This is a genomic window from Rubricoccus marinus, from assembly GCF_002257665.1.
GTDB classification, from domain to species: Bacteria; Bacteroidota; Rhodothermia; order Rhodothermales; family Rubricoccaceae; genus Rubricoccus; species Rubricoccus marinus.
On record NZ_MQWB01000001.1, the window covers coordinates 3,361,000 to 3,381,125 of the forward strand.

General features: G+C 71.9%; 6 protein-coding genes. 2 read left to right on the forward strand and 4 right to left on the reverse strand.

The annotated features are described in order from the left end of the window. Positions 1-65 precede the first annotated feature (65 nt). On the forward strand, positions 66-776 hold the full coding sequence (locus BSZ36_RS14290; RefSeq protein WP_094551343.1) for a succinate dehydrogenase iron-sulfur subunit: 711 nt from the start codon (positions 66-68) through the stop codon (positions 774-776). A gap of 312 nt (positions 777-1,088) precedes the next feature. Beyond that, positions 1,089-1,829 (forward strand): HAD family hydrolase, encoded by a 741-nt coding sequence (locus BSZ36_RS14295; RefSeq protein ID WP_179271205.1) that lies wholly within the window; start codon positions 1,089-1,091, stop codon positions 1,827-1,829. A gap of 24 nt (positions 1,830-1,853) precedes the next feature. On the opposite strand, the gene BSZ36_RS14300 is transcribed toward BSZ36_RS14295, so the two are convergent. From BSZ36_RS14300 to BSZ36_RS14315, 4 genes are read right to left on the reverse strand one after another with little or no spacing between them, the layout of a single operon-like run. Further along, positions 1,854-3,797 carry a tetratricopeptide repeat protein gene (locus tag BSZ36_RS14300; protein ID WP_179271206.1) on the reverse strand — a complete coding sequence of 648 codons (1,944 nt, stop codon included), beginning with the start codon at positions 3,795-3,797 and terminating at the stop codon, positions 1,854-1,856. A 30-nt stretch (positions 3,798-3,827) separates the two neighbouring features. Then, positions 3,828-5,840, reverse strand: coding sequence for a fibronectin type III domain-containing protein (locus BSZ36_RS14305; protein WP_094550128.1), 2,013 nt, complete (start codon positions 5,838-5,840; stop codon positions 3,828-3,830). 55 nt (positions 5,841-5,895) lie between these two features. Next, positions 5,896-18,348: a hypothetical protein gene (locus tag BSZ36_RS14310; RefSeq protein WP_094550130.1), complete on the reverse strand. Its 12,453-nt coding sequence runs from the start codon at positions 18,346-18,348 to the stop codon at positions 5,896-5,898. 3 nt (positions 18,349-18,351) lie between these two features. Continuing rightward, positions 18,352-20,103, reverse strand: coding sequence for a hypothetical protein (locus BSZ36_RS14315; protein ID WP_094550132.1), 1,752 nt, complete (start codon positions 20,101-20,103; stop codon positions 18,352-18,354). Positions 20,104-20,126 lie beyond the last annotated feature (23 nt).

Sequence of the window (20,126 nt, forward strand, 5' to 3'; positions counted from 1 at the left end):
CTGCTCCCACCGCTGCCGATAAGGCCGCCAAAGCTGAGCGCACCCACAAGGCGCCAGAGGCCGAGATGACGCTCACCGTCAAGGTGAAGCGCTACGACCCCGAGAAGGACGCCCGCCCCCGCTGGCAGGAGTTCCAGGTCCCTGCGGACCCGATGGACCGCGCACTGGACCTCCTCCACTACATCAAGTGGCACCTCGACGGCTCGTTGTCCTTCCGCAAGAGCTGCGCACACGGCATCTGCGGGTCCGACGCGATGAAGATCAACGGCGAGAACAAGCTCGCCTGCTCGATCCTCGTCCAGGACATGGGCCTCAAGAACGGTGACACGATCACGTTCGAGGCGCTGCCGGCTGCGCCCATCGTGAAAGACCTCGTCATCGATCAGAGCCGATTCTTCGACAAGTACCGCGCGGTCATGCCCTGGCTCATCCACGATGGCCCGACGCCGGAGAAGGAGCGCATCCAGAGCCCGGAGCAGCACGCCGTCATCGAGGACGCGACGAAGTGCATCATGTGTGGAGCGTGCACGCACTCGTGCCCGAGCACCTGGGCCGACCCGGACTACCTCGGGCCCGCGGCCATGCTCAAGGCGTACCGCTACGTCTTCGACTCCCGCGATACGGAGTCCGAGGAGCGCCTCAAAGTCGTCGACTCCAAGGACGGCCTGTGGAAGTGCTACACCATCTTCAACTGCGTGCAGGCATGCCCCAAGGGCATCGACATCACGCGCTGGCTCTCTGCGCTCAAGCGCAAGTCCGTCACGACGCGCTACTAGCCCCTGGCGTCTGAGACAGGTTTAGCGCCCCGCTCGCTTCGGTGAGCGGGGCGTTTTGTTTGCGCCAGAGGCCTCTGGCGCGGGATCGGAATACGAGCTTTTGCGCTGTGCCTGGCAACAATCCCGCATCGCGCCGGTTAGCACACCAGCACCGGCCCCGCCGGTGACTCTAACAACAGGGTCCTCCCTGCTTGCCAGCCCGCCCGCGACTCCGGTTGCGGGCGGGTCTGTTTTAGGCCTCTGGCGCCATAGGTGGCGCGTAGATCTTCGCACGCTCGAATGGCGTCTGAGCAGACCTCTTCTCCGCCGCCTGTGATCCGCCTGCTCGCCTTCGACCTCGACGGCACCCTTATCCGCTCCGAAGAACTCAAGGCGCAATCCTACGCCTGGGCCGCCGAGCAGCTTCGGCCGGGCATCGACCGCGGCGAGGTGGAACGCGCCTACGGGCACCTCGTGGGGCACTCCCGCGAGGAGATCTCGCGCTCGCTCGTCGACACGTTCTCGCTCGCGCCAGAGGCCCGCGAGCACGCCTCTGGCGCGAGCCGAGAGCCGTGGCAGACGTACGTGGGCATCCGGCTGGAGCGCTACCGTGCGATGCTGGCGGACCGTGACCTCGTGCGCGCGAACACGTGGCCGGAGGCGGCCGCGCTGTTGGAACAGGCGCGAGAGGTCGCCGAGCGCGTGGCGCTGGTCACCACCAGCGAGTGCTGGGCCGCGACGGCGGTCCTAAACGCCCTGGACTGGCACGACCACTTCGACGCCGTGGTCACCGCGGACGACGTGCCGAGCGTAAAGCCGCACCCCGCGGGGTACGACCTCGCGATGGAGAGGCTAGGCGCACGGGGCGATCGCACGCTCGCGATCGAGGACTCGCCCGCGGGACTCCGCGCCGCCCTCGCGGCCGGGATCCAGCCTCTGGCGGTGCCCACCCATTACACACGTGCCCGCGTCGCGAAGATGGTGGAGGCGGGCGAAGTGGGGGCGGCGGCTGTCGTAGCGCCAGAGGCGCTCGCGGAGACGGTACACCGGAGGGTCTCGGAGATGGCGGGCTGATAGCCCCGCCTCTGGCGCCAGCGGCTACCCCCGACCTGCGAGGGCGCGCGCCTCGGCGGAGCGCCCGGCTTTGTGCAACGCCTCAATGGTGGCCTGCCGCAGCGGCTCGTCGTGGGCGGTCGTGCGGAGGCGGGCAAGCCAGCGATCCGCGAGAGCGCCAAGCGAGCCTCTTGCGCGGTGCACCCGGATCAGGCTGGCGTAGGCGGCGGGGCCGTCCAGCGCAGCCGCCCTTTCCCAGGCCAGTGCCGCAGCGTCCCACTCGCCCACGCTCTCGTACCACCGGCCCGCTTCTGCGTGGACGACGAACGCCTCTGGCGCGAGCCGAGCCGCGCGCGCAAAGGCGTCGCGGGCCCTATCGACTTGGCCGAGCGCCGCGAGGGCGCGGCCCTGAAACGCGCCGATCCACGCGCTTTCTGGATCCGATGCCTGGAGTTCCTCTAGCACCTCAAGCGCGCGCTGCGCGTCGAGATCGACCGCAAGAGCGAGGGCGTCTTCAGCCACGCGAGAAGCGGCCCGGGCGTCCAGGCCCGGGCGTTCGAGAGCGGGCGTGGCGTCGGTCTGAAGGCCGGAGCCGGCGAGGGCCGCCTGCGCGTCCGCGCGGCCTCTGGCGACCAGGGCGAGCGCGAGTCGCGCGGCGCGGATCGCCTGCGTGGGATCACGGTTCCATTGCGCGAGGCGTAGCGCGACCCGCGGATCGTCGCCAGAGGCCAGATCGCGCGTTGGCACGCGGGCCTCGGGAAGCGGCAGCGAGAGCGCGTACGCTGCGGCAGCCTCCGGCGAGGGCGCGCGCGCGCGCCAGAGGGCAGCGACGCGGCGCACCGCGTCCAGATCGTCTACGCGGTGGGCGGCTCGAACGGCTGCGCGAGCGTCTGCTGCGTCGCCAGAGGCTCCAAAGGCGGCTTCGTAGAGGCGAGCCGCATCAGTCCAGCGGTCGAGAAGCGCGTGGGCGCGGGCGGAGCGGCGGAGCGACCAGGCGGCGTTGCCGCCCATCGCGCGGAGCGTGTCCAGAACGGCCTCGGCCTCCACGGGCCGCGCGCTCGCCGCGAGGGCGTCGCCCAGGCGGGAGACGACGGCCGTGTCCTCTGGCGCGATCTCCCGCCATGCCTCCAGCACGCCGACAGCTGCGGGCGCGAAGCCGACCTGCTCGTACGCCGCCGCGACGCCGTCGTACGCGGCGGGCCTGTCTGCAAAGCGCTCCAGCACGTCCCCGAAGGTCTCGGCCGCACGCTCCGTCTCGCCAGAGGCCAGATAGGCGCGCCCGGCGAGCAAAGCGGCGCTGAGGTCTTCGGGCGCGGCCTCGGCCAGGCGAGCGGCGGAAACCGAAAGCGCCGCGGCATCGCCAGAGGCCGCATCGGCCTGGGCGACGAGGCGGAGCAGGACTGGATCTTCGGGCGCGAGGCGGAGCGCGGCTTCGGCGACCTCGCGGGCCTCTGGCGCGCGGTCCAACGCGAGCAGCGCCCCAGCTTCGAGGGTCCGCGCGTTCAGCATCTCCGGCGCGATCTCGCGCGCCTCGCGCGCCCAGGCGAGTTGCTGCTGGGGATCCGACGAGCGCACCGCGGCGACGAGCCGCACCTGTGCGGCGCGCTCGCGGGCGACCTCTGGCGTCATGCCGGGCGGCGGACTCCGACGCAGGGCGTCCAGCAGCGGAATCGCGTCCTCGAAGCGTTCGAGCGTGAGAAGGGCGTCGGCGCGGAGCGCCGTCAGGAGCGCATCGCCGGGGAAGCGCTGGAGCGCGGAGCGGGCGGCTTGCTCGGCGCCAGAGGCGTCGCCGGAGCGGAGGCGCGCGGAGGACAGCGCGACGTGCGCCGACGCCAGGCCCGGCCTCTGGCGAACGGCGGTTTCGGCGTGGCGCGCAGCCTCGGCGTAGCGCCCGGCACGGTAGGCCTCGTCCGCCCGGGCCATCGGGTCCGAGGTCTGAGCGCTCGCGCCAGAGGCGAGCGAGAGAAGGAGGAAGACGAGGAAGCGCATGGGACCCATCCTACGCACGCGGCGCGGCGGCTAGCGCCTCGCGCGGACGGCCTCGCTCGGCGCGCCCTCGTTGCCGGACGTGTCCACGGCGCGGACGCGGAACCACGGCCCAAAGTCCGTCGGCACGCGCAGCGTCGTTTGGGTCAGAGGCTCGCCCACGGCCTGGAACACGCCGGTCGGGATGCTGGAGGATTCCACGACGTAGTGCGCGAGGTCTTCGGCCGGCACGGCGGGCCAGGTGAGCACCGTCACGTCGCGGTCCAGCCGCGCGCGGAGGTTGTAGACCGGGCGCGGCGGGTCGGGGTCGGGCCGCGCGAACGCCAGAGGCTCGGAGCGCGGGCCTTCGTTCGCGAGCGTGTCCACGGCGGCGACGGCGTACGTGTACCGCACCGCGGTGAGCGCCGTCGTGTCACGGAAGCTCAGCGCCACGTCGGACACCTCCGCCAGAGGCTCTGAATCACGGTAGACGATGTAGCGGCCCACGTCGCGCGAGGCCGAGGCCTGCCAGCGGAGAACGGTCTGGCGCGAGGCGTCGTCCACGAGTGCGGCGAGGTCCGTCGGCGGAGCGGGTGGCGTGCGGTCCGGGAGTTGGAGCACCACCGCGGCAGTATCGGCCGAGAGCGAGGACGTATCGCGGGCCACGACGGCGTAGCGGTAGAAGGCGCCTTCTTCGAGCGCGCCGGTCTCGCCCGTGTCGAGCCAGGAGGCCTCTGGCGTGGGCTCCGCGTTGAGCTGCACGTCGGCCTCGCCACCGTTGTAGGGCCCGCCGTCCGCGGCCACGCGGCGGCGCAGCACGAGCGCGCCCTCGTAATCCGCGGCCTGAGGTGCGGTCCACGCGATGCGCACGCTGCCGTCCGCCAGAGGCTCGGCGCTCAGGTTCGTGACCGCGGACGGCGGCGTCGTGTCTTCCACCGTCGCGGCCACGGCGCCGCTCTGGCGGCTCTCGTTGCCCATCTCGTCTACCACCACGACGGCGTAGAAGTACGCGCCCGGCTCGGGCCGGTCGATGTAGACGGTTTCGAGGACCGCCAGAGGCTCGGCGTTGAGCCGCTCGTACGGGCCGTTGATGCGCTCGGCACGGAGCACCCAGTAGCCCGCCGCGTCGGAGACCACGCTGACCGGCCACGTCACGTCCACCACGTCGGCCCCGTCCTCGCGCCGCGCGTTCGCGCCGATGCCGTCCAGCGGCGGCGGCGGCTCTGCCGCCAGAGGCTGGTAGCGCGCCGTCTCGGTCCGGGCCTCTTGCGCCATCGCGTCCACCGCCGCGACCGCCACCGCGGCGGTTTCCTCTGGCGAGGCAAGCGTGATGACGGTGGAGTACGCCGTCTGGTTGTCCACGCGAAGGATCGCCGGGCCCCCGTCCACCGGCACCATCTCTCCGCCGGCCTCGCGGTAGAGCCGGAAGTGCACCACGCCGTCGTCCTCTCCCCCGCTCACCAGGGGGTTCGCCGGGTACTCCCAGGCCACGGTCACGCGCCGGCCCACATGATCCAGCGCGAGGGAGTCGGGCGCCAGAGGCCTCTGGCGCCGGATGGTGACGGTGGCCTCGGCGGCTTCACCATCCGGCCGGAGGTCAGCGTCGACGCGGGTCGCGCGGTACGTCACCGTCGCGCCGTCGGGCGCGGTCTCGTCGATGACCAGGCGGCCCAAGCCACGCGCTACGTCGGGCGAGAGAAATGCCGCGAGGCGGTTGGAGACGGGCCCGGTGCGGACGCGGAAAAACGCCTCGGCGGGCGTCTCGTCGTCCTGAACGAGTGCTTCCAGCGCTTCTACGCCGGCCACGCGCACGAACGCGCTTGGCGAGACCGGCGCCGCCAGAGGCTCGGCGGTGAGCGTGTCGAGGATCCCGCCGCTCTCACGCGTGACCACCACGCCGCCATCGGGGCGGAGCGGCAGCGTGTGGTAGACGTGCGTCCGGCCCGCCTCGTCGGTCAGCACGCGGAGGCCTGCGCTGGCGAGGCCGCCCGAGGCGGATTGCGCCGAAGCCTCTGGCGCGAGAAGCACGAGGGCGAAGGCCAGAGACAGGAAACGGGAGAGCGTCATCGGGTGGGAGTGGATCGGTCGTCATTCTATACACCGAGAAAGCCGGCGCGGCGCGTCACCGGGCCGCGCGGCGCTGCTCCTCGGCGGCGACGGCGGCCTTGAGGTCGGGGTCGCTCAGGCGAGGCAGGCCCAGGTTTTCGCGGCAGGACCGGACGGCGTCGGCGGGGTCGAGCTCCAGCGAATTGTCCAAGCACCGCGTCAGGGCGGCGCTGGCGCCTCCGCCGCGGCGGCGCTCTTCTTCCTCCTGGATCATGCGGCGGAGTCCGTCCGCGTCCGGCCTGGGCATCCCTGCCCGCTCTACGCACTGCTGAACGGCCTCGCGGGCGCTCACGCCAGAGGCCTCAGCGTCGATCACGCACGCGCCGTACGCGTCCAGCAGGGCCTCTGGCGGTTGGTACGCCACCCACGCCGTGCGCGAGGACGTGCGGCCGACCCCGTTGCGAGCCTCAATGGTGATCGCGATGTCGGAGCCGGGAGCGGGCAGCCGTGCGGCCTCTGTCGCGGTCAGTCCAGCCGAGGCCTGTCCGTTCGGCGCCAGAGGCACCTCGATAACGGTCGTGGCGCCCACGAGCGAGCGGCCTCCAAAGCGCGGCACGCGCACCTTGACGGTTGCAGACACGACGCCGGTTTCCGGGTCCTGGGGCGGCGTCGCGCGGACCTGGGCGGTGATGCGGCCCGCGCGGTCTCTCTCGAACGAGACCGAGGCCTCACTCACGACGGGCGCCGTCGGGTCGTGGACGACGAGCGACGTGGTGGCGCGGCTCGCGACGCCCTGGCCGTTGATGGCGCGGACGCTGACCCACTGCTCGCCATCGCGGGCGTACCGCCATGTGAGGTGCTGCGCGGCCGGGCGCAGGGCGACGTCCTCCGGAACGGTCCAGTCCACACGGAGCGAGTCCCGCGGCCACGCGCGGAGGTCGTCCAAGCCCGGGGCGCTCCCGACGGCCACCTGGTAGCCCAGGATGCCGCTCTCGTTGTCCCGCGAAACGCGCGAGAGGGTTAGAACGGGCCCGCCGAGAGCCGGCCACACGCGGACGGTCGGCGTCGTGGGCCGCGTGGGGTCCGCGCGGCGGATGGGCTCGGTGACGACGGGCGCGCTCAGGCCACCCGCCTGGTTCTGCGCCCGCGCGATAATGCGGAACGAGCCCGTAAAGGGGAACGGGAAGGCCGCCGTCCGCGAGTTGAAGCGGCTCTGCTGGTTCCAACCCCACCCCTGGTTCGTGGAGTCGAACCGGGCGACGCCAGAGGCCGCGACCCACCCCAGGTCGTAGTGGCTGATCCCGCTTTCCGGATCGCTCCCGTCCCACGTCACGTCAACGGTTTCCGCGTCGATGTCGCTCGTGTCGAACTCGATGCGCTGCGCGTCCCACTCTGCGCGGGCGCGGACCGCCGGGCGCTGCACCGCCGGCCCGGCGGGCGGGATCACAACCGGGGCCTCTGGCGCCACGCTCAGCGTCACCTCGGGCGGCGTCGCGTCGTGCGTGATCCCCTCGTAGCGGGTGTAGACCGAAGACACGGCGCCTGCGCCGTTGGTCGCGCGGACGGAGAGGTAGACCGGCGTGGAGCCGAGGTTGAGGCCGTACAAGGTTCCCGCGATGGCGTCGCCCGCGCCCCAGCCGCCCCAGCCCGTCGCCTGCGTGCTGGTGCTGCGGTCGCCCTGGAAAACCTCCCAGTTCCGCACGTCTGTTCCGCCTCGTGTGGTGCCCAGCGCCACCTCCCATTGCGCGATGCCGCTCTCGGGATCGCGGGAGGACAGCACGAGGTCCAGGCGTGAGGAATCCGGCGCCCACGTCGTGCCTGCGCGGCGCGTGTTGGGTAGGACGGCCGTCGGGACCGCTGGCGGCGTCGCGTCCGTGCCGTCCACCGATCCGCCTTGCCCCTGGGTAGACGTGCCGCCCTCCGCCAGAGGCACGGTTGCCTGCACGTAGCGGGTGGCCGTCACGCCGCCGGCGCTTCTGGCGCGGACGTAGAGCGTGGTGCGGGCGGCGGTCTGCGTGCGCGAGCGGCGCAGCATGGGGAACTCCTGGATCGCGATGTTCGCGTCGGGGAACCAGCCGTCTCCCGGAGACGCGGTGCCTGAGGTGAGGTACGGCACATCATCGTAGACCGACGCCAACGACGGGCCGTTGACGCGGAAGGCGTAGCTCAATTCCGGCACGCCAACCGGGTGCCCCACGCCCCAGATCACGCTGGCCATGCGCAGGCCGGCGTCGTCGGTATCGCCTTCCAGGCGGAGGTAGGCGATGTCCGGCGGCGCGAGCGCGTCCACCACGTCCGCACGAGCGTTGCGCACGCCAGAGGCCGCGGGTAGGCCGGCGTCTGTCCGCCACGCCTCGTACTGCTCAATCATGCCGTATGTGGACACCAGCATCCCGGCCTTGAGGCCGTACATCTCGTCGATGGTGGACGTAAACGTGGCGTGCGCCGTTGTCAGCGCTGGCCGCTGCGCGTCGTACGCGGTCACGAGGCGTTGCACGGCCGACTCCGACGCGGTGACGACCTCGGCCAGCCCGCGCTTGGGCATCTCCAGCCAGAACTGGTCGGCGGCCTGGTTGAACGTGGCGCGGACGCTGTTGCGGAGCGTCGTGTTGTTCGGACTCTGGCGCAGATTGTTGACGCTCGCGATGAAGTCGTTGGCGCGCGAGGTGCCCTCGCTCACGTTGCCGTTGAACTTCCAGATCGCGCGGAGCCTCTCCGCACCGGCCTCTCCAATTTCCTGGGCTTCGGTCGCAGAGAGTCCGTTGTTCATCCAGGCGTCCCTCCAGTGCGCGGCGTTGCGGACGGCTGTCCGCATCGCGCCGCCAGAGGCCAGCGGGAGTGAGGGCAGGAGCGCCTCGCGCGTGGAGGCCCACTCGCGGAGGTCCCACAGGCGCTGCACGGCGTAGGCGTAGTACCCGTCCAGGTCCAGCGATGCGTTCACAAAGCCGTAGCCGACGGCGTTGACCGCGGTGCCGGTCGTCTCCACGGCGCTGATGTCGGGGAGGCCGGCGCCCCAGTTGACCGCGCTCGCGCCGTCCAGCACGAGGTCCACGAGCTTGGCGCTCGCTGCCGCCGCTCCCAAAGCGTCGCGGTACGCCTGGTCGAGAGCGGCGAGGTCCGCGTCGAAGCCGTCGAGCGCGTCCGCGCCTGCGTCGTACGCGGCCACGTCGTAGGTGAAGCCGGGGCTTTGGAGCACCTGCCCGCCCGCGCCAACAACGGCAGGGCGGATCGCGGAGACGGGGTTCGGGACGTTGAAGGCCGCCGGGTCGCCAGAGGTCGTCGCGTCTCGGAGTTGGGTGGCGAGGGAGCCCAGCACGGTCCGGGCGGCCGCCAAGCGTTGCGCCACCTGATCGGCCTCGGCGCTCACAGCCTGGATCTTCTGCGCGACGGCGTCGGCGTCGGCCTGGGAGGCGCGCACGGCGGGCTGAGACTCCGAGTGCGCGTTGCCCGCAAACGGCGTGGACGCAGAGCGCTGGCCGTAGTAGCCGGACTGCTGGTCGGCGGTCGAGCCGCGCATCACGTTGGTATAGAGCCAGCCCTCATACGTGCCCGGGTCCGAGAACGCGGCGGTGCCGAACAGTGCGCGCTCGTCGGCGATCACCGCGTCCAGGACCGGGCCTCTGGCGGCGGAGGCCGGGACATCCCACGGTCCCTTGTTGGCGAGGAGCATGTGCGTGCCCGCGAGGCGGATATCCGAGGCGGACACGCGGTAGTTGGCGGGGTTCGCCAGCTCGGCCGCGAGGGCCGCCTGCGCGGCTGCGAGCGCGTCCTTGGCTGCGGCCATCTCGCTCTGGGCCTCTTGCGCCTTGGTCTGCGCGCCAGAGGCGTCGGCGCGAGCCTGCTGGATGGCGGCGTCCAGGTCGGCGTTACGACCGGTGCCCCAGTCCACATCGCCGCGGGAGTCGCCCTTGACCCACCCCGCGATGGTGCCATCGAAGACGAAGGCGACGGTGACTGTGGCGCTGCCCGCGAGGTAGACCTCGTAGAGCGCGTCGCTCCGTTTCAGGAAAAGACCCTTCGCGTCGGCGCGGAGCGCGGCGAGGCCGCCGAGCACGTCGAAGCCGATGTAGAGCCCGGCGTAGGCGCCGAACGGGTTGGTGCCGTTCGGCAGGTTCCAGACAAGGAGGTCCATGCCTGCTTCTGCCGAGACGATGGCGAGGTCGCCGCTGACCTCGACGGTCAGGTCCAGCAGCATCCCGTCCGGGCCGGCCATGAAGTCGCCGTCGGCTTCGAGGAAGGAGAGCACGTCCGCCTCCAGGTAGCCGTCGATGCCCCAGACAGCGGGGCCGCTGCCCTGCTTGAGCGCGAAGAAGTCCAGCCCGGCCTCGGCGTCCAGCGCGGGGCCGAACTCGGCGTAGAAAGCCACGCCGCCCTCGACGCCAGAGGCGCCCGATCCATAGAGGACCGTGAGGTACATGTCGGCTGCGAGGAGGTTGGTGCCGGGGTTGCTCTGCCCGTACATCGTCGTGTTCACGTCTAGCTTGGTGAACTGGTCGGTGACGGTGAGGAGCACGTGCCCCTTCAGCATCGCGGTGCCCATCGAGGGCTCTTTGATGACCGAGGCGCCCGCGTAGAGGAATGCCGCGAACTTCAAATCGCTGACCTCTGGCGTGGGCCCGACGAGCCGGAACGGGCGCCCGTTGGCGGTGGCGCCGGCAAGCGCGGTCTCGACGAGCCTGAAGTCGTCGATCTCAGGCCGGTAGAAGAAGCCGCCGCCGATGCCGTCCAACTCGATGATGACGGGGATGATGGGGATCGGGACCGTCGCGGCGGCGAAGATGCCGAAGCGGAGTTCGTCGTTGAGCGTCGAGATTTTGCCTGCGGCGCCGAAGCCCGTCTGACCGAAGGTGCCGCCACCGGCGACCTCGAAGAGGAAGCCCTCGTTCGGGACCTGGCGGTAGCGCATGGACGCCTTGAGGCTCGCGGCGTCGCTCATCGCCATCTCCACGTCGGTCAGCGCGATCTCGAAGGCGCCGTTGGTCTCCTCGTAGAACAGCACCTCGGCGATGCCGCCCACGAAGGCGTCCGTAAACGAGATCCGCAGCGCGGGGTTGGCGGCGCCGTCCCCGAAGCGGAGGTACTGCCGCACGGCCACGTCCACCATCTCGGTCTCCGCGGAGCCTCTGGCGCCAGAGGCCCGGCGCTCCATCTGCAGCGTCTCGTTCTCGGCGTAGGTGAACTCGCCGACGGTGAGCGAGAAGATCTCCGAGAGCGTGAACGTGGCGCCGCCGGCGAAACGGCCGATGTTCTCGACGCCTTCGGTGGAGACGATGAAGTCCTCGAAGCCCGCCGAGCCCTCCACGGCGTCCAGCGCGAAGCCGGCGCGGCCTCCGAGCGTGAGGCGGAACGGGAGGTTGCCCCCATTCGGCCGCTGCACGTTGGTCTCGATCTGGAGAGCCGTAAGGGCAAAGCGGAAGAAGTCGTACTCGAACTCCAGCGGGTTGCTCGTGGACACGCTGGACGACGACACGCGCCACGCGGTCTCGCCAGAGGCCGTGAGCCGCACGCCGTAGTCGGTCAGAATGTCGGCGGCCTGGCCGAAGTAGATGTGCTTGGTGGGGTCGCTCCGGTCGTTCTCGACGTAGAGGACGCCTGTGGCCAGCAGCGCGGACTGGGCGGGCTGCGCGATGTTGAGGTCGAGCGCGGCGGCGGTGAGCTTGAGCGTGCCGAAGTCGCCTGGGATGGCGAACTCCGTGTTGGGGTTGTTCGCGAAGTCGAACGTAGGGCCGGTAATCGTCGGGCGGCCGGTGCGGTCGATGCGGGCGGTCATGGACGCGCTGCTCGCGACGGGCGCGGGGAGCGTCGCCGTCGCGGCCAGCTTGAGCGCGAGGCCGCTGGCGACGTTCTGCCCGGCGACGATGCTGACCTCGTCCACGACGAAGGCGTCCGGGATGACGGCGATGTCGCGGAACAGGACCGCCTCGCCAGAGGCTAGCGACACGTCTCCGTCGGAGCGGACGCGGAGGCCGTCGACCGTGAGCGTCTTGTCGAGGAGGACGGCGGAGCCGTCGAGTTCGACGGCCATGAGCACGCTCGCGCCGTTGACGTCTACGCTCGCGCCGATGTCGGTCGCGGTAAGGGCGAGAACGCCGCCGAAGAGGTCGAGCGCCTGCGGTGGGAGGTCGCCCTGGGCGGCAACGGTGACGTAGGGCGCCCGCGTGGTGAGCGTGAGATCGCGCACGGTAAGCGCGAAGCCGTCGCCCAGCAGGTCGGTTTTGAACAGGCCCGCGACGGAAAGCGACAGCTCCTGGTCGTTGAGCGTGAAGTCCCAGACCTTCTGCGGGTCGTTCGCGTCTGGGATGGGCTCGAACGTCGCGAAGTCCATGTCCAGACCTTCGGCAGGGAGGTTGCCCGCATCGATCTCGCCGCCCCACGCGCCGCTCTCGTAGGCGAGGACGACGTGAATGGGCTGTTCATCGCCGTTCTCGTCGGCGTAGAGCGAGGAGTAGACCTGGCCCGACAGGCGGAGCACGCGGCCGCTGGCGCCAGAGGCCACCTCGGCGCCGCGGAGGGCGACGCGGACGGGGCCGAAGGACTCCTCGTAGATGGGCGTGACGGCCTCTTGCGAGGCGTCGTAGGCGGCGGCGAACTGCCCCAGCGCGCCCGCGATGTTGTCGAGGCCGCTGGCGCTGACGCTCGCGGAGAGCGCGAAGTCGGCGCCGGTGAGCGCGTCGGGGAGGTCCGCCGTGAGCGAGGCGGAGAGCTGGCCGTTGGCGAAGGAGAGCGCCGTGAGCGTGACGGGCAGGCCGGTGGGACCGGAGAGGTCCGTCGCGCCCGTCAGCGAGAGCGAGGCGTTGCCGACGTTGCCGAGGTCGTCCAGCGTGACGCTAAAGGCGGCCTGCACGACCGTCGCGCCCAGCGCGGGCAAGACGAGGTCGACGGTCTGGTTGGGCGCCGTGGCGACGGTCGTGCCGTTGCCGTCGCGGGTGACGACGAGCCGCGACTGCCCCTCGGCGTCGGGGCCGATGTCGAGGTAGCCGACGTCCTCGGTCGGTAGCGCGATGCGCTCGGGGATGAGCGCGAGCGCGGCGCCGATAAAGTCGGCGTGGAAGCCGCTGGCGTCGAGGTAGGCGATGCGGTTGCCGCCGTCCTCGAAGTCCACCACGCCAGAGGCCACGCGGACGGGGTCCAGGCCGATCTGGAACTGGCGGAAGTCGAGGTCGAGGTTGCCGTACGTCTCGCCGTTGTACGCGATAAAGCCCGTCCCGCCCGCATTGAAGCCGACGCCCTGCGGCGTAATGGTGACCTGGCCGCTGGCGGCGAGGCGCGCCGCGGCGCCGACGGGCACGGGCGCCAGAGGCGAGACGACCGTCCAGTCGAGGGTGGCGTCGAGTTGGAGGTCCAGCGCGGCGGCGGCCTGGATGGTGGCGCTGCCGCCGACGACGTCGCCGGAGAAGCCGATGGCGAAGTCAGTGAAGCTGACCGAGGCCGATGACGCATCGCCGGGCAGATCGATGGTGCCGCCGCCGGTGACCTGCACGCGGTCTTGCGTGAGCCGCAGGCCGTCCACGGTAAAGGCGAACAGCGGATCGGGCGAGCCGAACGGCACGCCGAGCGCCAGAGGCCCGGCGAAGTCGATAAAGCCGTTGTCCAGCTCGCCGGTGAGGAGGTTGACGGTTCCGCGCCCAACTGCGCGGAGGTCCGGGTCGTTTTCGCGCGCCCAGGTGCCGACGAGGATGCCATCGTAGACCGCGCTCGACGCCGCTGGCGAAACGGTGATCGCGAGGGACGAGGTGACGGCGGGAGCCGCCGCATCGGTCGCGGCAAAGGCGACGGTCGCGGGGCCGAAGGCGAGCGAGCCGCACGGCACGAACGGGCTCGCAACGCCGTTGAAGTCACCCGCGGCGTTCAGCGTGAGCGTCACGTCGGCAGGGACGCAGGCGGCCTCTGGCGCGAAGAGGTCCGGCGGGTCGAGTTCGCCCGTCAGCGTGAGTTCGATGCCCTGCGCGTTGCCATCGCGGTAGAGGCGGCCGCTGGCGGTCTGGAACGCGAACGCGGCGCCAGAGGTCGGGTTGAGCGTGACGCTTGCGGCGTCGTCGAAGGTGTACGGCTCCATCGCGCCCACCCACACGCCGCCATCGTATCCGACGCCGTTGAGCAAGATGGTATCGTCGCCGAGCGCGGGCGCCGCGTCGGCGAGTTCGTCCAGGCGGAGGAGCAGGTCGGCGCGGAGCGCGGTGAGGTCGGGGACGCTGAGCGCCCACGGGAGCGTGAGGTCGCGCGTGATGTCCAGCGTGACGATCTCCAGCGAGAGCGGGCCGAACGCGACCGGCGGGACGCTGAGCGCGGGCTGGCCGCTGGCGGAGAGCATCTGCCGGGGCAGACGGAAGCCGCTGTTGGTGACCGTCGCGGACTGGAGCGGGACCGAGACCTTCTGCGTGGCGCCGTCCGGGCCTTCCACGTCGAGGAGAAGCGTAAGGTCGAGCGCGACCTCGAAGGCGGGCGCCTGGCCCTGCCGCGGCGTGAGGCTGAGCGTTTTGAGGCTGTCCACGCGCAGCGCCAGAGGCCCGGCGTCCAGACGGCGGCCGTCGATGCTGGCGCGCGGCGTGAGGCTCGTGACCTGGAAAGAGGCGCCTCTGGCGACGGCTTCGAGGCCAACGCCCGCGAGCTCGTCGGCGTTGACGTCGCGCAGCGCGAAGTCGGCGCCGAGCGTGAGGGCGAGGCCCGGCTTGGGACCGAGCGCCAGCGGCACGTCGATCAGGGCGTCCAGACGGTCCACGGTCAGCGTCGCGCTCGCGCCAGAGGCGTCGCCCGCGAGCGTCACGTCGGCGCCGAGGTCGCGGAGCGCGAGGCCGCCGCGGATGCGGTTGGAGGAGAGCAACAGCGAGGCCGTGCCCGCGTCGCCCAGCGTTTGCTCAAACGCGATGGGATCGCCCGCGAGGTGGAGCCCCCACGTCGGCACGCCCGCTACGTCCTGCTCGCCGTAGACGAGCTCGCGGACCTCGAAGGGCACGCCGTACGGCTCCAGCGAGAGCGTGGGCGAGAGCGCGGCGCGGACCTCGCCGGCCGAGACCTGGCCGCTGGCGTCCAGCGCGAGGTCGGTGAACTGAACCGCCACGCTCGGCGCCTGGCCTGTGGCCGCGCTTAGCGCCGGTACGGCGAGCGCCAGAGGCCCGCGCGTGGAAACTGCGATCCCGCCCGAGCCGAGCTCCTGCACGTCCACGAGCGCGTTGCCCTGCGGATCGCGCAAGACGACGTACGCCACGTCCTGGGTCGGCAGACCCAGCGTGTCGGGCAAGAGGCCTTCGGCAAAGGCGGGGTCCAGGCGGAAGCCGCTGGCGTCGAGGACCGCGACGCGGACGCCAGAGGCTGTGGAGAAGCCCGCCTCGCCTCTGGCGACGCCGAAGGGGAACAGGTCGAGCCCGAAGTCCTGGAAGTCCACGATGGCCTCGGCGTCGATGGGGCCGGCCTGGACGGCGGCGCGGGCCTGCCCGCTGGTGCGGATCTGCCCGGCGGAGATCTCGACGCCCTGGCCGAGCGAGAGCAGCGCGCCCGGCGCGAGGTCCAGGCGGGCCGTATCCGGCACGGCGCGGAAGGCGGGCTCGGAGAACGAATCCAGCCCAGCCTGGAGCGCGAAGGGCGCGTCGAAGAGGATGCGGCCGTCCAGGCCCAGCCGGTCGAACGGCACGCGGACGGCGTCGAACGTGGCGCCGATCTCGGAGCCGTCGGAGAAGAGCAGCTTCTGGCGCTCGTCCATCGCGATGCCGCCCAGACCCAGCGTGGCGCCCTGAATCTCGAAGGTCAGCGCCGCGGCCTCTGGCGAAGGGACGGCCCACTGGAACGGCCCGGCGATGGTAGCGCTGAGCGTGTCGATGCGCGCCGCGTCCAGGTCGAAGCCCGCGAAGCCGACGGCGTTGTCCGTGTCGCTGAGGGCGATCTCGATGTCGCTCGCGAGGTACGCCTGCGTGCCGCCGCCAGAGGCCCGGTCGAAGGTCAGCGTGGCGCGTGTCACCCGCCCGTCCATCGGGCCGAGTGGGAACGGGCAGGCGAGCGCGGGGAGTTCAGCCACGCCCGCGATGCTGCCGTCTTGCAGGATGGAGAGATCCAGGTCGGCGCCAGCAGTGGCCGGGCCAGCGCAGCTAAAGGGCGCGCCGAGCTCGAGCTGCGCCGCGAGGTCCAGCGCGCCATCGCGCACGTCCAGGCTCTGGAGCGAGACGCCGGCGGTCAGCTCGCCGCCCAGACTCTCGATGACGACGGCCGTGCCGGGCGCGATCTCCAGGCGACAACCATTGAACGCCGTTCCCGCCAGAGGCAGCGTAAGCACGCCGTCGGCGTAGCCCGCCGAGCCCAGGTCCACCTCGCGGCCTCGGAGGCAGGCTGGCATCGCGGGCGTGTCGGGCATTTTCAGTTTGCTGCGCAGCGCGAAGCGCCACGCGCGGGCGGTGCTGTCGGCCTCTTGCGCGAGGCTGTCGGCGCTCGCGCGGATCCCGCCGAGCGACGGGAGAGGGATCGTGAGGTCCGGCAGCGTCAGTTCGGTCAGGTCCAGCCCGAAGCCGCCCAGGCGGACCGGCCGCGCGCCCAAGCTCACGCCAGAGGCCGTGATGGCGGGGACCTCCAGGCCTCTGGCGCTGATGCCGAGGTTCATCTGTGGCAGCGAGACGCCGAGAGCCGGGAACGAGAGAGCGCCGTCGAGGTCGAGCGAGGCCAGTTTCCAGCCCGCGTCCTCTGGCGTGGCGGCGGCCGAGGCCGCGGTGTAGGCCAGGCCGCTCAGGTCGAGGCCCGCGAGGTCCAGCCGCGCGATGCCGAGGTCGAGCGTGCCCGCGTTGCAGCTCGGGCGGAGCTCGCGGGCGGTCGCGCCAGAGGCGCTGATATCGACCGTGGCGAGGGCGGAGCAGGCGGCCTGCGGGGCGTCGAGCGCGGCGGTCAGGTCGGCGCGGAGGGCGGGCGAAATGTCACCCGAGGCGAGGTTGCCGGTCAGCGTGCCGCGCACGCCGCCCACCGTGAGCGCGAGCGAGGCGAGCCCGCCAGAGGCCTCCCCAGTAAGCGCGAGCGTTTCGTTGACCTCGCACGAGACCTGGGCGGTCAGCTCCGGGCCGGCAAGCGCGAGCCGGCCCAGGTCGCACTCGGGGCCGTTGAAGAGTTGGAGGCGGCCGTCCGCAAGCGTCTCGCCAGAGGGGAACGCGGCCTGGACGCGCGTGACGACAAGCGAGACGGGGTCCTCGCCCAGTTTGACGAGGCCGCTGGCGTCCTCGGCGACGAGCGTTCCCGCCACGCCGTTGCGCGTGAGCCGGACGGTGCCCGCTGAACGGATCGTCTGGCCCGCGATGACGAGCTGCGGGTCCGTCAGCGTGAACCCGCCGCCGACGGTCCACTCCACGGCGCGGAGGCGGAGCACCTCGTCCAACCCGTCGCCCAGTCCCGCCAGGAGCCCCTGGGAGACGCGCGCGCTGAGCCCGCCCGAGACGAGAACCGGCAGCTCATTGCCGACGCGCTGGATCTCCAGATCGTTGACCTGCACGGTTTGCGTGACCGCCCCGCTGGGCAGTTGCAGTTCGAGCGTGACCGCGCCGTCCAGCCGCGCGCCGAACTCGTCAACGTCGAGCGTGAGCCTCTGGCGCAGGATGGCGTCGCGCAGGCCGGTAAGGCGCGCGAAGCCAGGCTCCAGATCCAGAAAGTCGAGATCGGCGACCTGCCCGCCAGAGGCCGACGGGTCGTAGAGGAAAGTGCGGACCTCACTCGCGCCGCCCTCGGTAAAGGCGGTGAGCCGGTTCTCATCGCGCGCGACGACCTGCCACGCGTAGAGTTGGCCCGGCCGGAGCGCCTGCGGCAGCACGTCGCCCGCGGCGGGGAAGGACGTGGGCGGCGGCGTGTTCGCGAGGTACGTCAGCGACGAGCCACCCAGCGTGACCTGCGCCCACGGGCGGTTGGCGAGCAGCGCGTCCAGCGGGGTCTGCAGGCGGCGCACTTCGACGAGGCGGAACTCGTAGGTCACGTCCGCTCCCGGGGCCGCGCTCACGGCGGTCCACGCGAAAACGGGCGCGTCTTGCAGCACGGTCGTCTGCTCGGGCGGCGTGATGGGGACGGGCGGCTCGGCGTAGCGGACCGTAAAAATGGCCGTGCCCGGGACCGAGGTCACGAACTGCGCCGGGTCGGTCGGGACGGCCTCGGCGGTGAGCTGGTAGAGCCCTTCGGGCAGCGCGCCGGTCTGGCGGATCGTCTCGCCGTCGGCGCCAGAGGCCGTCGCGAGGAGGGTTTCGAGTGGCGTATCGAACCGCACGTCGGGCCCCGCCAGGGGCAGCGTCGTCGCGCCGGGGCGGACCTCGAAGGGCGCGCTCTCGGCGTCCGCCAGAGGCCGGCCGTCGACGGTGATCGCGAGGCGCAGACGCACCTCCAGCGGCTCGGCGGTGGGCGCGGAGTAGAGGATCTGGAGCGGGTAGCGCCCGATCTCGACGTCGCGCACGAGCTCGCTGAGGTACGGCGACGAGAGCGACGGCGGCACGCCGAGGATTTGCGTCTGGACCGTCCCCTGGGCGGCGGCCTCTGGCGCGGCGAGGGAGAGGAGAGCGAAAAGAGCGAGCAGTCGTCGCATGGGCTAGAAGCGGCGGCTGTAGGCGACGCGGGCGCGGACCTCCTGGAAGGACGGCGCGCCGGCGTCGGCAGCGGACGTGAAGCCGGTGACCTGGAGGCGCAGCGCGTCGCCAGAGGCGAGGCGGTAGGTGCCGGTCAGGGTGCCGGTGAAATGGGTCTGGGTAAAGCTGCCGACGGCGTAGTCGGCCGTCGTGCGCGCGACGCCCGCGCTCGCGGCGAGGTTGAGGGCGCGCTCGAGAAAGGCCTGCCCGGCGCCGAGCGTGAGGCCGGTGCGGAGCGAGCTGTTCTCGCCCAGCGCGGACCGGGCGGCGTCGGCGGTGGCGGTGAGCGTGAGGCCGGAGGGCGCGGCGAACGCGTAGCTGGCCGCGCCAGAGGCGTTGTCGGCCTCGGCGCCGGGGCGCGTGCCGTCCAGCACGTCGGCGGAGCGGTCGCGCGAGCGGACAAGCGTGGTGGCGAGCGTGGCGGTGTGGGTGAGGCCGGACTCGCGGCGGAGGCTCAGCGTCGGCGCGAGCGTAACGGTCTGGGTGGTCTGGAGCAGGCCGGGATCGGGCGTGGCCTGTGGCCCCGAGCCGAAGACGCCCGCCTCGCGCTCGTTGCGGAGCCCGTTGTAGGCGGCGGTCAGGCTCAGCCATTCGGTCGGCCGCGCGAGGACCGTCCCGCCGAAGCCCAGCCGCTCGCCAGAGGCGATCTCCTGGTCCGAGAGGTTGGTGGCCGTGCGCGAGAAGTCGCCGGTGAGCGCCAGGCGGCCTTCGAGCATCGTCGCGCGGGGGCGGAGGCGGAACGTCGCCTCGTCGTCGCGCAGGCGCGGCGCGCCAAGGGTCCGGTAGCCGGGGGCGACGCGGCTGTAGGAGGCGTCGAGCGCCAGGCCCAGGTCGCTCGCAAGGCCGAGCGCGGCGAGGTCGGCGAAGAGGTCGGCCTCGTAGGCGTTCTGCGCGAAGGCCCCGGCGCGCGAGACCGCCAGCGGGCGGAGGTAGCCGGGGATCTCGCCGTCGCCAGAGGCCGCGTCCAGATCGGGCGTGAACGCGCTCGTAGCTGCCAGGCCGCGCAGGCGGATCGCGCCGTCCAGCAAGGAGACGCCGGCCTCTGGCGCGAGCGTCGCGCTGGCGCGGGGGCGCAGGAGGAAGTCCTCGGCGTCGAGGCCAAACTCGTCGAGCGATCCTGCGACATCGCGCGCGACGGCGAGAGAGAGCCCCCCGAACGTGCCGCTCGGGTTGCCGACGCGCACGCGGCCCGCCCACAGGTACTGCTCGTAGGCCTGGAGCCCGGCGCCAGAGGCCGCGTTGCCCTCGGCGGTGATGCCGCTCTCGGCCTGACGCGTGCGCCCGCCTCCAGCGAGGACCTCGATGCCGGAGCGGCGGAGCTGAAGCAACCCGCCGCGCGGCGTGAGGCCGGAGAGCACGTACGGCGAAAGGGTCGGGGACACGTCGCCCAGTTCGGCCCCGCCCCAGGACCACCGCGTCGCGAGCCGGATGCGGTCGAGGTCTTGGCGAAACTCGGTCCCCTCGTCGCTGGACAGCGAGAGCGAGAGCCGCGTGCCGATGCCGAAAAGCGAGAACCGCGCGTTCGCGCCCACGCGCCCCAGCAGCCCCGGCCGCCGCGCCTCGATGCCGCTGGCGCCGTAGGCCTCGCCAGAGGCCGTGACCGAGCCGCTGAGCTCCAGCGGGCCCAGCGAGGTCTGCGCGCGGGCGCCCGTCACGAGGGCCTCTGGCGCGAGGACCGCGAGGGTTAGGATCAGGAGAGGGAAGCGAAAAAGCACGTGGGGGCGCGGGCGGCTCACCC